Annotated in this window: 11 protein-coding genes; 7 read left to right on the top strand and 4 right to left on the bottom strand. The window is 52.4% G+C overall.

Features of this window, described 5'->3' with window-relative positions; all coding sequences use genetic code 11:
- Window positions 1-56: 56 nt before the first annotated feature.
- A complete protein-coding gene (locus tag EJ361_RS18180) occupies window positions 57-2099 on the top strand; it encodes a TonB-dependent receptor family protein (RefSeq protein WP_126247071.1) in 2043 nt (680 codons plus the stop codon).
- 200 nt (window positions 2100-2299) lie between these two features.
- On the opposite strand, the gene EJ361_RS18175 is transcribed toward EJ361_RS18180, so the two are convergent.
- The 3 genes from EJ361_RS18175 to EJ361_RS18165 all read right to left on the bottom strand — a co-directional run bounded on the left by EJ361_RS18175 (window position 2300) and on the right by EJ361_RS18165 (window position 9043).
- On the bottom strand, window positions 2300-4246 hold the full coding sequence (locus EJ361_RS18175; protein WP_240646672.1) for an AAA domain-containing protein: 1947 nt from the start codon (window positions 4244-4246) through the stop codon (window positions 2300-2302).
- A 76-nt stretch (window positions 4247-4322) separates the two neighbouring features.
- Window positions 4323-5933: a SusD/RagB family nutrient-binding outer membrane lipoprotein gene (locus EJ361_RS18170; protein WP_126247070.1), complete on the bottom strand. Its 1611-nt coding sequence runs from the start codon at window positions 5931-5933 to the stop codon at window positions 4323-4325.
- An 11-nt stretch (window positions 5934-5944) separates the two neighbouring features.
- The gene (locus tag EJ361_RS18165) at window positions 5945-9043 is read right to left on the bottom strand and encodes a SusC/RagA family TonB-linked outer membrane protein (RefSeq protein WP_126247069.1); all 3099 of its coding nucleotides are present in this window, start codon (window positions 9041-9043) and stop codon (window positions 5945-5947) included.
- 473 nt (window positions 9044-9516) lie between these two features.
- On the opposite strand from EJ361_RS18165, the gene EJ361_RS18160 reads away from it, so the two are divergent.
- The 4 genes from EJ361_RS18160 (at window position 9517) to EJ361_RS18150 (ending at window position 12401) form a co-directional block, all read left to right on the top strand.
- Window positions 9517-9963, top strand: coding sequence for a MarR family winged helix-turn-helix transcriptional regulator (locus EJ361_RS18160; protein WP_126247068.1), 447 nt, complete (start codon window positions 9517-9519; stop codon window positions 9961-9963).
- Between the two features lie 224 nt (window positions 9964-10187).
- Window positions 10188-11024 (top strand): sugar phosphate isomerase/epimerase family protein, encoded by an 837-nt coding sequence (locus tag EJ361_RS18155; protein ID WP_126247067.1) that lies wholly within the window; start codon window positions 10188-10190, stop codon window positions 11022-11024.
- Window positions 11025-11166: 142 nt separating this feature from the next.
- The gene (locus tag EJ361_RS25900) at window positions 11167-11520 is read left to right on the top strand and encodes a transposase (protein ID WP_240646671.1); all 354 of its coding nucleotides are present in this window, start codon (window positions 11167-11169) and stop codon (window positions 11518-11520) included.
- Window positions 11496-12401, top strand: a complete 906-nt coding sequence (locus tag EJ361_RS18150) for an IS256 family transposase (protein ID WP_240646670.1) — start codon at window positions 11496-11498, stop codon at window positions 12399-12401. The genes EJ361_RS25900 and EJ361_RS18150 overlap by 25 nt, the downstream gene beginning before the upstream one ends.
- A 56-nt stretch (window positions 12402-12457) precedes the next feature.
- Here the strand turns inward: EJ361_RS18150 and EJ361_RS18145 are convergent, their stop codons facing one another.
- Window positions 12458-13636 (bottom strand): TlpA family protein disulfide reductase, encoded by a 1179-nt coding sequence (locus EJ361_RS18145; RefSeq protein ID WP_164714312.1) that lies wholly within the window; start codon window positions 13634-13636, stop codon window positions 12458-12460.
- A gap of 387 nt (window positions 13637-14023) precedes the next feature.
- On the opposite strand from EJ361_RS18145, the gene EJ361_RS18140 reads away from it, so the two are divergent.
- Window positions 14024-14491 carry a MauE/DoxX family redox-associated membrane protein gene (locus tag EJ361_RS18140; protein ID WP_126247065.1) on the top strand — a complete coding sequence of 156 codons (468 nt, stop codon included), beginning with the start codon at window positions 14024-14026 and terminating at the stop codon, window positions 14489-14491.
- 136 nt (window positions 14492-14627) lie between these two features.
- Window positions 14628-15059 (top strand): hypothetical protein, encoded by a 432-nt coding sequence (locus EJ361_RS18135; protein ID WP_126247064.1) that lies wholly within the window; start codon window positions 14628-14630, stop codon window positions 15057-15059.
- The last annotated feature ends 172 nt before the right edge of the window (window positions 15060-15231 follow it).

Raw genomic sequence — 15231 nt, 5'->3', positions numbered from 1 at the left:
AAAATTAACCCGAAATAATTAAACCCGGATTTTTCCTATTTTACGCGCTGCGAGTTATGAAAAGAAAAATGATCATAGCGGCCATGGCCTTCGGTCTACCGGCCGCTGCACAAACGGATACCACGGTGCTTCCCGGTTATACCGTGCAGGGGTACGCCCAGCAGCGTGACCTTTCCACCGTTCCCGGGGCGGTGAGCGTGATCAGGGAACCCGATTTGCAGCGGATGGCCCCCGGGTCTCTCGTGCCCGCGCTCAACGCGGCGCCGGGCGTGCGCATGGAGGAACGTTCGCCGGGGAGTTACCGGTTGAACATCCGCGGCAGCTCCCTGCGGTCGCCCTTCGGCGTCCGCAACGTCAAAATGTATTATAATGGCCTGCCGTTCACCGATCCTGGCGGTAACACTTACCTTAACCAGTTTTCTCCTGTCATATTTTCCTCCCTCGAAGTGCTGAAAGGCCCGGGAAGCAGCCTGTACGGCGCCGGAACAGGGGGCGTTCTCCTGGGAGACCGCCGCTTCGACCCTGAAAACAGCTTCAGCGCCGGGTATTCGGCCGGCAGTTTCGGTAGTCAACAGGCAGTGGCCAGCGCCGCTTTCGGCAGTGCGAAGTTCCGCCAGCAGGCCATGGCATCGTGGCAGGAAGCGGGCGGGTACCGCGACCGGACCTACATGCGCCGCTATGTGGCGGGCTGGAGCGGTAAATGGGAGGCGAGCGAACGCGCTGTCGTAGAAGCACATTTGCTGGCCGGCGATCTCTATTACGAAACGCCCGGCGGCCTTACGCTGGCGCAGTTTCTCGCCGATCCGAAGCAGGCGCGCCCTGCCGCAGGGGCTTTCCCATCCGCAGCAGGCGCACATGCCGCTATTTACCAGCAAACGCTGTGGGGCGGCTTGAAATGGGCTTACCGCTGGAACGAGCATTGGGAGCACTCCGTGGGCGTGTATGGCGCCTGGAGCGGGCTGTGCAACCCATCCATCCGGAATTACGAACAACGCAACGAGCCCCACGCCGGGGCGCGCACGGTGGTGACCTGGAAAAAAGGGCCCTGGCGCGTGCTGGCGGGCGCGGAAGGACAAACAGGGAACTTCCGGACACGGGTGTCTGCGAATAAGAACGGCGAAGCGGGCATCCTCCAGACAGACGATCGCATCCGCAACGGCCTCCTGTCCCTTTTCGCGCAGTCCGAACTGGTGCTCGATGACGGATGGGTATTCACCGCCGGCCTGAGCATGAACAGCGCCAATACTACGATCCGCAGGGTCTCGGAATCGCCGGTGTTCCGGTTCACCACGCAATACGACAAGGAATGGGCGCCGCGACTGGCCGTCCTGAAACGATTCAACGCCTGGGCCAGCGTGTATGCCGTAGTGTCTAAAGGTTTCTCGCCGCCGGCGGTAGCCGAACTGCTGCCGTCTACCAGCGTCATCAATACCGATCTGCAGGCGGAAAAAGGATGGAATTACGAAGCCGGGGCGCGCGGCGGCAACAGTCGTTTCCGGTACGACGTGAGCCTGTTCCGGTTCCAGTTGAAAGACGCCATCGTGCAGCGGCGAGACGCCTCCGGCGCCGATTACTTCGTGAATGCCGGCGCCACCGTGCAACAGGGTGCGGAAGTGGCCGTTGCGTATCAGCCGCTGGATGTGTTGGGGATTCGTGGCGGGTGGACTTTCCATCATTTCCGGTACGAAGAATTTTCCCAGGCCGGCAAATCGTTCAATGGCAACCGCCTTCCCGGAACGCCACAGCACGCGCTCACCGCTTCGGCGGATGTGCGCATCAGTCCTGCGTGCTCGGTATTCGCCACCTGGCTGTACAACGATGATATCTTTATGAACGACGCCAATACCGATAAATCCGCCGCCTTCAACCTGCTCGGCCTCAAAGCCGAATACAAGCTGAAGCGCCGGGGATGGGAGGGGCGCCTCTTCGCCGGAAGTGAAAATCTCCTCAACGAAACCTACAGCCTCGGCAACGACATCAACGCCGCCGCCGGCCGGTACTACAACGCCGCTCCCGGACGATCGTTCTACGCAGGTTTTACCGTGAAATTGAATGGGTGGAAAGCGCCTGCCGGAAAATACCCCGGCATATTCAGGTAAATGCCGTTTGGCGGGAAATATGCTGGATAAGTTGTGCCTAAAAAAGTGCGTCGCTGCAATGGTTGCATCCAACTTGCCTGTATCTTTGCCTTGTACTTGATTGGGGCCAATCCCCACAGGTACCTCCCGGCGGCTCCGGCCGCCTCAACATATACCGCCCGCCCTGCCCAGGTTTACACCGCAGCATGGCGGGTACTTTTTTATACCATATATTCCCACGCACTTTTGTATGCATCGTTCGCTTCGGCGTATGCGATGAAACCCGCGTAGTACGGCAGTCTCGATAACGTTGCGCTGTCGCCGATGACCACGAGTTTTTTGCGCGCGCGCGTCATGGCCACGTTCATCCGCCGGATGTCTGACAGGAAGCCGATCTTGTTATCGGAATTGCTGCGCGTTATGCTGATGTACACCACGTCGCGCTCCTGCCCCTGGAAGCTGTCGATCGTATTGACGGAAATCCGGTCGCCGAAAATTTTGAGGCCGGGATGATGGTCGAGCTGTTCGCGCAGCAAACCGATCTGTTCCTTGTATGGCGCAATCACTGCGATTGTGGGGAAGTTGCCGGGTTGATAATGCGGCAGCAACGTTTCCACGAAGCCCGCCAGGTGTCGGAACAGGAACGCCGCTTCTTCGGGGTTGGAGGTGCTGGTGCCTTCCTGCTTTTCATCGAACCCGCAGCCCGCCGTGTCCACGAACGCCAGGGGCGCATCTTCGCCGAACAGCAGGTGCCCCGCCACGGAAGGATGCGCTTTCAGCCGGCTGTCGTAAAACGCGGTGGAAGCATATCCCATGATGGTATTGTGCATGCGGTATTGCTCTTCGAGCATGGTCACCGATCCCGGATGGCGGATGGCAAGTTTTTCGAGCAGGGTTTCGGCGAGGCCGTCGCGCGCGGCGTCTGCCGATTTGATGGTGGGCGGCAGTTGGCAATGGTCGCCGGCGAGCACCACTTTTTTCCCTTTCAGCGCGGCGATCCAGCAGGCGGGCTCCAGGGCCTGGCCGGCTTCGTCGATCACCACGGTATCGTATTGCAGGTGGCGAACGGTGTAATGCTGCGCGCCAACCGGCGTGGCGGTCACTACCTGCGCTTTGTCGAGAATGTCCGAAACGATGTACTGTTCCATCTTTTCGACGCTTTGCATGATGTTGCGGGCTTCCGCGAAAAGGGCTTTCCGCTGCTCGCGCTCCGACTTACCGAAATTACGTTTGTATTTATGCGCCATATTGCGGAACTCGTTGGCTTGCTTGCGGAGGCGGCGGATTTCCTTGACAGACGAATGATTGCTCACCTGTGCGTCCAGCGTAATGTCCGTCAGCTTTTCAGAGACCTTAACGGGATTGCCTACACGGAGTACGCGGAGGCCTTCGGCGAAGAGTTTCTCGCTGAGCAGGTCTACCGCGGCATTGCTGGGCGCCACTACGAGGATCTTTTTATCGTCGTTGGAAAGGAGCGCCTTGATGGCCTGTACGATGGTGGTGGTTTTACCGGTGCCGGGAGGGCCGTGCACCACGGCCACATCGTTGGCGGACAATATTTTATTAACGGCTTCCTGTTGGGAAGGGTTGAGGGTTTGGGAGGTGAACGGTGGATGATATGCGTCGAATGCGGGTGTTTCCGCGCCGGTGAGCACGCGCACGAGGCGGCCTTCGGTGGATTTTTCGAGGAGGGATTCCGCTTTCTGCAGAGCGGAGAACATTTCTTCGTAGCTGGTATTGTCGAACAGCAGATCGATGCCCAGTTTGCCGCTGTCTGCCCATTCCGGCAGTTCGTCGGATTTCAGGGTGATTTTCAGGCGGTTGCCGCTTTGCCAGGCGATGGTGCCCTCGGCACGATATTCCTTCGGGTCATGCTGCGAAAACAGCACGGCGGATGCGCCGAAACGCAACTGGTGCGGCACATCGTGATGCGTGGTGCGCTCGATCTCCACCGTCAGGTAATCGCCCCGGCTCATTTCGGACCCGCGGATGGCCACGGGGTACCAGGAAAGGCCGTTAGCGCGCCTTTCGGCCACGGATACGCTTTCTGTGAGTTTACGGTAATTTTCCCTGTCGTCCGACTTCTCCTGCTGCAACAACTGCCGGAGCCTGCTGAAATAATCCATCCCGCAAAGGTAATCAATCCCCGAAGGCCACCCATCAGCCATTCATAACATTTTCGCAATAGCAAAACGGCGCTCCCGGTCCCGGGAGCGCCGTTTTGCTATTGCGGAGCATCGTGCGTCAGGGTTTATCCCACCACACAGGTTCCGCCATATAGGTCGGGTTGCCTGCATTGGGATTGGCTTCCAGCACTTCGACCATGTTGTAGTTGATCTCATACGACGGAACGGCGCACCGGCGCGGCCAGTCGGTAGGGTTGGGATACCCTTCGGACATGACGTGCGACGGGCGTTTGAACCCTTTGTATACACCCATGGCTTCGTTGTAATTGCCGCCGGCGTCTGCGCAGAAATTCATGCGGCGCATGTCCATCCAGGCTTCGGGGGAATAGCTCAGCGCGATCCATTTCTGGATCATGATGTGGCTCATCGTGATATCCTGCGCGTTTTGCACGACGGAAGTGCTGGCGAGGAAGTTATCGATCGTGGTGCCGGCAATGCCCATGGTATTCATGTGCGAGCGGATGCCGGCCTTGTAGGCAGCCAGCGCTTCCGCGCGCTTGTCTTGTCGGAACAGCATTTCCGCTTCGATGAAGCGCATTTCGGCGTTGGTGATCAGCAGGCCTTTGCCGCCGCGTTGGGTGTACCAGGAGCCGGTAGACACGATCTTATCGCCGGGCTTCGGGGCCGCGGGGTTTTTCCGCAAGGTGATGAAGCGGGCATCGCTCGCCGCAGGACCGGATTTGGGCATATCGGAAGCCATATCCACGCCTTCGGAGCGCACCAGCACACCGTTAACGTCCGAAGCACTGGGGATCATGAGCGCGGCGCGCGGGTCCTCGATGTTGTTGGCGCCGGTTGGTGCTCCGGTGTAATTGTTGGTGAGATAATCGATGAACAGCTTCGTAGGGCGATAGTTGTTGTTGATGTTCACGTATTGCAGCGCGGCCTGAACGGTGGTAGTGGCGGGCGACTCGTCTACGTACTGCATGATGGCGCCCTCGTCGTCGGCTTTAGGGGCCTTGTCGAGCAGGTCGAGCACGGCTTGCGGGTTGAAGCCCGCTTTCTTGGAGGTATGCAGCAGGAAGCGGGCCTTCAGCGCATAGGCCGTCTTGATCCAGTCGGCCGCGTTGCCGCCATGCAGGTAGTCGCCTTTGGAAAGGGCGGGGGCGATGGCGCCCTGGGTTTTCTGGAGGTCGGCGATGGCTTCGTCCAGTAAGGCCAGCACTTTCGTTTGTACGTAAGCGCCGTCGTCGAATTTGGGCGTGAGCACTTTCGGGTCGTCGAACTCATCATAAGGCAGCATGCCGTAATAATCGGCCATGTACCCGAATCCCCAGGCTTTGATGATCTTGCCTACGCCTACATAATGCCAGGCGTCCACTTTCTGCGCGGCTACGATCATGGGCTGGATGTTCACGGCCGTGTTCACGTACCAGCTCTGCCAGGGCCATCCGGCGATGGAGGTGGTGGTGGTAGTGTTCCAGCGGCTCATCTGGTATGCGCCGAGGCTGTTAACGTAAATGGTGGCGAGCTGCTGGGTGATGAGCGCGGCGCGGGTGCCGGCGCTTTCATATCCGTCTACGAACTGCGCCAGGATGGGTGGAAGGCGCTGCTCGGGCGTAGGGTCCGCTTCCTGGCCAACGTTCGGGTTTTGATTGATGTCCAGCCATTTCTTACAGGAGGTGAAGGAAACGGCGGCTATGGTGAGAATGCAAATGATCTTTTTCATGTCCCTCAGATTTAGAATTTAACATGTAAACTAACACCCAGTCCGGAAGTGGAAGGGATCCCGCCGTAATCGATGCCTACAGACCCGGAACCGATCACACCCGCGCCGGCGGCGCTGGTCTCGGGGTCCATGCCGGTGTAGTTCGTGAACAGCAGCAGGTTGTTGCCGTTGAGGCTCAACGATGCGTTTTTCACCCATTTCATGTTGGAGAACATGCCCTGCGGCAGGTTATAGGTGAGCGATAGCGAGCGCAGCCGCATCCAGTTTACTTTTTCCACGAAGAAAGGGATATGGTTCAGGTACATTTCGCGGTAGAACTTCTCCGTAGCCTTTACGGTGGCGGTTTTGGCCTCGTACTTGTTGGTGCCGGGGTTCATGGAAACGCCGGTGAGGGTGATGTTCTGGTCGCGGTTTTCGGTGATGGTGCTGAGGCCGTTGCTCACGAGCATGTATTCCGTGCCGTTGAACACATCTCCACCCAGCCGGAAATCCCACAGGAAGGAAAGGTTCCAGTTTTTGTAAGTGAAGCTGTTGTTGATACCGCCCAGCAGGTTGGGCTCGCGGTTGCCCACGTTTTCGGTGGTATTGCCGGAGATTTTCGGCAGGCCGGTATCCCAGTCGAGGATGGTGTTGCCGTTCTCGTCGTGCTGCCAGCGCGAGCCGCTGAGGCCCATGAAGTTACCGCCGTCGAACGAGGCGGCTTTCGCATTGCCGACCTGCACGTCTGTCACGTAAAGGATGGGGAGCGCGGCGGGGAGCGATTTCACGGTGCCTTTGTTTTTGGAGAAATTCAGCGCCACGTCCCAGTTGAAATCCTTTTTGCGGATAGGGTTGGCGTTGATGGATACTTCAATCCCCCGGTTCTCGATCTCGCCGGTGTTCACATAGCTGAGGATGTAGCCGGTAGCATTGGAAACGCGGGGCTGGAGGATCTGGTCGCGGCTGTTGTTGACGTAATACGTTACGTCCAGGCCGAGGCGGTTGCCGAGGAAGCGCAGTTCCGTACCCACTTCGGTGGATGTAGTGGTTTCGGGTTTCATGTTCGGGTTGCCGCGCGTCCATTCATTCCGGAAACCGCCGCCGATGGTCAGTTCCGGGGTTTTCAGGTAAGTGGCTGTCTGGTAAGCCGGCGCCACTTTGCCCACCTGGGCCCAGGAAGCGCGCACCTTGCCGTAGCTGAGGATGCTGTTCTTTTCCATCAGTTCTGTGAACACGAAGCTGCCGCTCACGGCGGGGTAGAAGAACGACCAGTTGTCTTGCGTGAGGGTGGACGTCCAGTCGTTGCGGCCCGTGGCGCTGAGGAACACCATGTTTTTATACGAAACGCGGAGATCGCCGTAAGCGCCCACGAGCCTGGAGCGGTCGAGCTTCTGCAGGGCGTAGCGGTCGCGGCGGTCGGCGTTGTTGATGGTCCATTTGTTGGGCAGCAGGAGGTTTTCGGCGCGAAGGGAATTGGATTTCGTTTTGAAATCCTCCGCCGTGGTACCCAGCAGGAAGTTCAGGTCCCAATCCCTGCCGATGTTCTTGTGGAAATTCAGCATGAAGTTGGAATTGATGTATTGATAGTTCCTGTCCGTTTCGGAAATCATCCCTTTCAGCCAGGCTTCCTTCACGGAAGAGCCGGGGGAAATGATGGTGGAGAACTGGGTCACGTAATTATCGATACCGAGGCGATAGGTAGCATCCAGCCAGTCGGTGATTTTCACGTTGGCATAGGCCGTTCCCAGCCAGCGGTTGGTTTTATCGCCCTGGGGGTTGCGGTGCAGGATCCAGTTCGGGTTTTCGAGGTCGCCGTTCGCATCGAGGCTGATGGCGGGCAGGAGGCGGACCTTGGCGCCGTTGGGATCGAGCCAGTACCGCATGTCGCGGTTACGGGGCCATACCAGCGCGCCTTCCAGCGCACCGTTGGTTTGGGCGTCCCAGAGCCCGTTGGCCGTGAGGGTTTTGGTGGTGTTGGCGTGCGAGAAGGAGGAATTGATGCCGAAGGTGAACCGTCCTATCTTCTGTTCGCCGTTAAAGCGGACCGTGGAGCGGTTAAAGCCCGTGGTTGGCACGATGCCCGTTTGGCGGAGGGCGGAGCCGGAAAGGAAGAAGTTGCCGTTCTTGTTGCCGCCGGTAACGGTGAAGCTGTTATCGAACGCCTGGCCGTGCTGGAAGAAGTTGCGGACGTTGTCGTACACTTCTTCGCCCGCTTCGAAGCGTTTGCCCCAGGAAACGGTGGTCTGGTCGGTGAACGTGCCGTTCAGCGAAGAGCCTTGCTTGAAGGTGCTTTGCTGTTTCGGCAGTTTGTTCACCCAGCTGTTGGTGTACCGGGAAGTGATGGATGCGCTCGTGGCGCCGTCTTTGCCTTTTTTGGTGGTGATGACGATGGCGCCGTTGGCGGCGCGGATGCCGTAGAGGGCCGCGGCGGCGGGGCCTTTCAGCACCGAAATGCTTTCGATGTCTTCCGGGTTGAGGTCCATTGCGCGGTTGGAGTTGGTGGTGGAACGGTTGATCATCCCGTCGAAGGCGCTGTTGTCTCCCTGGCCGGTGGAGTTATCGATCGGCATGCCGTCTACCACGAACAAGGGCTGGTTGTCGCGCTCGAGCGAGGTGCCGCCGCGAATAACGATGGAGGCGGATGAGCCGGGCGCGCCGCCGGAGTTGGTGATGTTAAGGCCCGCGATCTTGCCGTTGAGGGAATTGATGAGGTTGGGGTCTTTGTTTTTCATCAGTTCATCGGCCTTGATGTCTTGCACGGAATACCCCAGTGCCTTTCGTTCCTTTTTAATGCCCATGGCCGTGACCACCACTTCGCCGAGAGCGCTGGAACTGGTTTCCATGATGATGCGGAGGGTGGCGTTGTCCCCGATCAGCACGTCTTTGGTGACATAGCCGATGAAGGAGAATTCCAGCATTTCGCCGGGCGCCGCCTGGATGGTGAACTGGCCGGATGGATTGGTTTGCGCATAGCGCGTGGTGCCTTTAATGCGAATGGAGACGCCGGGCATGGGTGTGCCGTCGTCTCCCTGCACGGTGCCGGTGATGGCTTTTTGCTGCGCCGGGGAGATGGCAGGCAGCAAAAACAGTATTAACGACAATGCCGTTAATAGCCTGAGCATTTTTCTCATGGTAGCTGATTTTGTGAGAGGATATAACTGGTTGACAAATAGTGACATAGCTGAACTGCATGCTCGCTGCACGATTTATATTGGTTGCCGTTCCCGCGTTTTTTGGGCAAAGGGTTATCCAGACGTGGGTTTCCCGTTTGTTTTACAATGTGTTAAGGAATAGCGATTTGATTTTGATAATAATGCTGTCGTACCTGAATGATTTTCCGTTGAAAAGCGTTTTCCTTATCGGAATTGCGATTCCGATACCAATATAAGCGCAAAACCCGGTGAAATCAATGAATGTGGATTATTTTTTATTTCATATGCTTGCGAATTGCTTTCGCGCTGTTTACTTTTAGGCTTTGAAAACCCATCCGTTCAACCCTGAATTGTATAAAATATTGATTGTTAACGTGCGAGGATGTAAGGTGGGAGTGAAATAGCAGAGACGGTTTAATGTTTAACTAGTTTGTCCTTATCTTTAATTTGATATGATACCATCGAAAGAATTTGAGCACATCCGCAATGCGCTCGATGCGATCACGAGTCTTCGTTCGGCCATGCGGCAGTTCATTTCCAAAAAGATCAAGGAAGGGAATTATGACATCACGTATGAGATGTTACAATTGTTGCTGGTGCTCTGGCGGGGGCAGGAAGTGAACCAGCAGGAGATCGCCAATTTGCTTATCAAGAACAAGGCGAGCATCACGCCGCTGATCGACAACCTCAGCAAGCGCAAGCTCGTGGTGCGGAGGGAGGACCCGTCTGACCGGCGCAACAAGATCATCGCGCTCACGAAGGCCGGCCGGGAGTATGTGGAGGCGTTTAACCCGGTGCTCGACGATTTCTTCCGCCTGATCGAGAAGGATATTTCGAAGTCGGAGCTGGAGCGGGTGGGAGATTTGCTTATGAAAATGCGCCGGAACCTCCTGGCTTGAGGGATAAATAAATAACCAGGTGTTTCGTTGGAGCGAAAGTACGGTACATGGGATCGGTTTCTTACGTGAGCGCCTGGGTCCCCGGCAGTAAAAGCCTGCCGGAAACACAATCCTCAAAATCATTTACAACGATGGAAATGCCGCCGGAAGCCCTGCCAGCGCATTTCTCCCGGAAATATTCCCGGAAAATCCCCATATTGGGTTAAAATAATCAAACAAAACATATGTCTACAAGAAGAAACTTCCTGTTGCAAACCGCATTGGGACTGGCCGCCACGGCGGCGGGGCCCCTGGCAGCGGTAGCGGCGGCGCCGAAGCCGGCAGGCCAGCGTTTCCCCATGGGCATGGCGGGTTATACCTTCGCCAAGTTCAGTGTGGATGAAGCGATCGCCCAGATGAAGCGCGCCGGGATCGAATACATTTCCGTGAAAGACATCCACCTGCCCCTGAACAGTTCGGAAGAGAAGATCGCCGAAGTGCTGGGCAAGTTCAAAGCGGCAGACATCAAGGTGTACGCCGTGGGTGTGATTTACATGAAAACCGAAAAGGCGGTGGATGAGGCATTCGCGTATGCTGCGAAGGTGGGTGTTCCTTTGATCGTGGGCGTTCCCAATCCCGAACTGCTTGATTACACCGAGGCGAAGATCAAGGCGACGAACATCCGCCTGGCGATCCACAACCATGGTCCGGAAGACAAGCTGTACCCCGGCCCGAAGAACGTGTACGACCTCATCAAGCACCGTGATGCGCGGATGGGCATTTGCCTGGACATCGGGCATGCGATGCGGGCGGGAGAGGAGCCTGGTCAGGCGATGAAGCTGTATAAGGATCGTATTTTCGACCTGCACCTCAAAGATGTGACGGTGGCGTCCAACCAGGGGAAACCTACGGAGATCGGCCGCGGGGTGATCAATTTCCCCGGTTTCGTGCAATCGATGGCAAAGATTAATTATAAGGGTATTTGCAGTATAGAGTATGAGAAGAACATGGCGGACCCGTTGCCGGGGATCGCGGAGGGGAAAGGGTTTTTTGAGGGGGTGGTGAGGAGTTTGGTGAAATGATTGTGAAGGGCAGTGCGGTTGCACTGCCTTTTTTTACAGGTGTAATTGTCTTTGCAGACACTATAACAAAAACTGTGTAAACATATAAAATCGGAGTTCGTAAGAGCTCCGATTTTTTTACTTTTAAACTTTACACAGAATAATGAAAGCAGAGGATTTTTTATCAGACGATTTTTTGAAGCAATTTAAGACCGGAGAGCAACTCAATGACTTCCTGGGCAAGACCCAGAAAAGGGCTATTGAAAAAATGCTGGAAGGCGAGCTGGATGTACATTTAGGGTACGGAAAGAATGAGCAGTCCGATAGTTCTAATGCCCGAAATGGGTATGGAAAGAAGAAGATTAGGACCAGTTTTTGGGAAGCAGAGATAAAAGTTCCGCGTGACCGGGGCGCCAGTTTTAACCCTTTGAGCTTCGCTCGCAACCTACGTCAAAGCTTCGCTTTTCCTCGGTTGTCCCCAAGCGGGAAAGCATGGTGGAAGGTATTGAGGAGGTAATCGTGTCCTTATATGAAGGCATGACTGTAAGCGATATTGAGGAACAGATTAAGGATGTCTATAAGTTCGAATTATCCACGGCCACCATCAGCCGGATCACCTCCCGGGTGGCGGAGGACATCGTAGCCTGGCAGAATCGCCCTTTGGAGCCCGTTTGCCTGATCGTTTGGATGGACGGCATCGTATTCAAGGTTCGAGAGAATAGTAAAGTAATCAATAAGACAATTTACATAGCCGTGGGGCTGCGTAAAGACGGTTATAAGGAAGTGCTGGGGATGTGGCTGGGCAAGAATGAGTCAGCGGCGTACTGGATGTCCGTATTAATGGATATGAAGGCTCGTGGAGTGGAGGATATCCTTATCACGGCAACCGACAACCTTAATGGCTTTACCCAGACCATCCGGGCAGTATTCCCGCAGTCTTCCACCCAGATTTGTGTAGTTCACCAAATTCGCAATAGCTGTCGCTATGTGGTCTGGAAAGACAAAAAGGCGTTCACCCAGGATATGAGGGATATTTACGCGGCGCATACCCGCCAGGCAGCTGAGGCTGCTCTGGAGAGCTTTGAGGCTAAATGGGGCAGCAAATACGGCTATGCAATCAAAAGCTGGAAGGAAAACTGGGAAGAACTGACCGTTTTCTTCGATTTCCCCATTGAGATCCGTCAAATCAACTATACGACTAACCTGATTGAAAACCTTAACGGAAAGATTAGGAAATATACTAAGAACAAGCTCTCTTTCACTACGGATGACGCTGTGCTCAAATCGGTGTACCTGGCGCTAAGAGAGGTGACAAAGAAATGGACTATGCCAATAAGAAACTGGGGTGTGGTCCTCCATCAGTTTTTAACTATTTTTGAAAATAGAATCAAGTTATAGGTACTAATACAGAACTCCGATTTTTGAAACTTACACAGTTAATGAGATAGTGCCTTTTAGTTAAGCAACTGTTTTACTTTGTTAATTAAACTATCACCCCTGAGGCTACCCCCAAATGACTGTATGCGACAATTTTGGCAATCGTAAGCAATGATTCTCCCTTTTTTGTCAACTAGTAAATAGGCTGGAATACTATTTATGCCTAAAATGGCGACTAAGTTTTTATTGTCTGTTGAAATTAAGTGAGGCCAAGGGGTGCCGTCTTGTTTAACGGCATTTACCCATTTCTCTTCTGATTTATCAATAGAGATCCCTACAATATTGAAACCGGCATATTTTAATTCATGATATGCCTTTTTTAAATTTGGTATTTCTTCTCGGCATGGAGCACACCATGACGCCCAAAAGTCAATTAGTGTGAATTCATGGGAATTGATTAATTGAAGAATGTTAAATGTATTGTTTTGAACATCCCTTAAACCTAACTCTCTTAATATTGAACCATCCTTGAATTTTGAATCACGGTGCAATTCATTCAATAACATTAAAGCTTGTTTTTCATAATAACTTATGTTTTGGGTGTCAGGGAGATCGTTTTCTAATTGTGCATAAATTTCTTGATCATTTTCTCGCAGAGCTGTTAGTAAAATATAGGGTATGATTTTTGAATGTGGATTCCCCTTAGCCCAATTTCTGATTGCGTCATAGTATTTATTTCTGGCGAAGCTTAGTATGTCAAGGGTATCTTTACTTTTGTTACGCTTATATCTTAATTGGAGATATTGTTGTTTTGTTGAATTAATTGCGCGTAAATAGCTATTGTATTCTTTATTGGTGTTGCTCCCCGTAACGTAAATATCGATGTGTTGTAGCATGGGACTTGAAGACATGGGAGATGTGACCCCCATCGTACCTTCAATCGTGATTGTATCGTTGTCAATAAAGAAATACTCAGTAGGGCTGGCAGAGGTATATGAATCAAAAGTGATTCTTAATATTCTCCCGCCAGGCTCCAAAGTGCCATGGAAGTAAACTGAGTCAAATTTTGAAGTTGCTTTTCCTAATGTATCATTTTCAGACGAAACTAAAAATACGCTGGACTTATTCGCAAGACCTGAAAATTTGCATATAATCGAGTATGGGCTATTGATATTTGAAATTTTTTGAGCCAAAACAGGGTTAATGCTTATAAACATTGTTGTCACAAAAAGCATGGAGAAAATTCTAATTTTCATGGTACGATTTGCTGTAGTTATACTTTTAATGGAATTCATGACACCCAAACATCTTTGCAGATTGAATGGGTAGTAAAATTAAGATTATCCAATCTTTATATTAAGATGTGATATTTGAAAAAAGGGGGAATATTTTAATCTATAATTTGGAGATTGGAAGTGTCAGGTGAAATTGAGGAGAGCATAATGGAGGATTAAATTTTATTTTTTTTGATACAAAATTGAAAAAATAGCCACACTGCGATTGGGTTGCCGTATGTTGTTTTAATTTGCTGGTATAATCATTGAAAGAGTACGCAATTATTGAGAACCTAAAAGAGATAGTTGACCATTAGTGATAAATAGATATTTTTAGCAATTCCCATCGTTTGTTCAAAAAAACAATTTATGGTTAAGACACGGCGCATTTACATCGCTCAGCAGTTTATTTGTTCCCTATTTATTATTCTTTTTGTTTATACTGGATTGAACAAGTTAATGGATCATGAAACATTTCTTTCCCAACTACATAAATCACCATTTATGCAATGGGGGCCAGGATTCGTTTCTTATGCTATTCCTGTTGGAGAGCTTTTGCTTGCCCTTGGCTTGATTATTCGGAAAACAAGAATGATTGCCTTGATGGGTTCTTTTTTTCTAATGGCGATGTTTACAGGGTATATTTGGATAATGTTAACCTACGCAAATGACTTGCCTTGTAGTTGTGGCGGTATATTGGCCGCGATGACTTGGGAAGTACACTTAGTTTTTAATGCTGTTTTCACTTTATTGGCAGCCTTGGCGATTTGGATGGAGAGCATTCTCAAAAAGGGAAAGAGTACGGCGAATACTGAATATACCAAGCAGCCGATTTAATACGATCTACAATCTACGATATTCTCCTAATAAATTTTCTGATGTACATCAAAGGCTGGCGTTAGATGCGCCTTGCCACAGCCTAAATCGTGGCAGACAATAATCATTTCTTAATCCTTTAAAAAAAATTAACATTATGAAACGCTTTAATGTTAGCATTCTTGCTGTTGTTGCTGTATTGGCAATCGGTCTGACCGCCTTTACCAAGGCTGAACCCGTGGCTAAACGTGCAGTTATTTCCCACTGCTATAGCCAATTGAATCCTGCTTATGATCCGACCACTTGCGCAATTAATTCTTTCGTGCTTAACCAGCAGGAAGTTTGCGACGCTGATGTGACTTCTCAGGTTAACAAGGGGCTGCTTGGTCTGACTACTTCGTCTTATACAGCTAGTCTGAACTGCGGTGAACTTAACCAAGTTTTCTGCTGTGCTCAACTTATCGTTGATCCTTCCCCCTGTCCTAGTGCAACTCCGGCTCAACCGGCATTTACCTTTATCGATAAGGATGGTGTTCTCCGCACTGGTCAGAGAGCTCAGATTTTTGCCGTATTCTGCAAACCTTCCTGAGTTTAATTCTGTATTTAGTGTCTCGCCATTTAGGGCGGGACACTATTTTTATTGGTCCCAGCCGTTAGTTGAAAACTACGCACTTTAGTGCGAGGGCTTTAGTAATGCGAAAAAATCTGTCTAAATTAGGTAGATGATGCGCCATGGTAGCCATACAGTAAGCCGCTTGACG

The sequence above is a fragment of the Chitinophaga rhizosphaerae genome, from assembly GCF_003958645.1.
GTDB classification, from domain to species: Bacteria; Bacteroidota; Bacteroidia; order Chitinophagales; family Chitinophagaceae; genus Chitinophaga; species Chitinophaga rhizosphaerae.
Note: the sequence above shows the minus strand (reverse complement) of the source record. Positions and strands in the feature narration are given on the sequence as shown.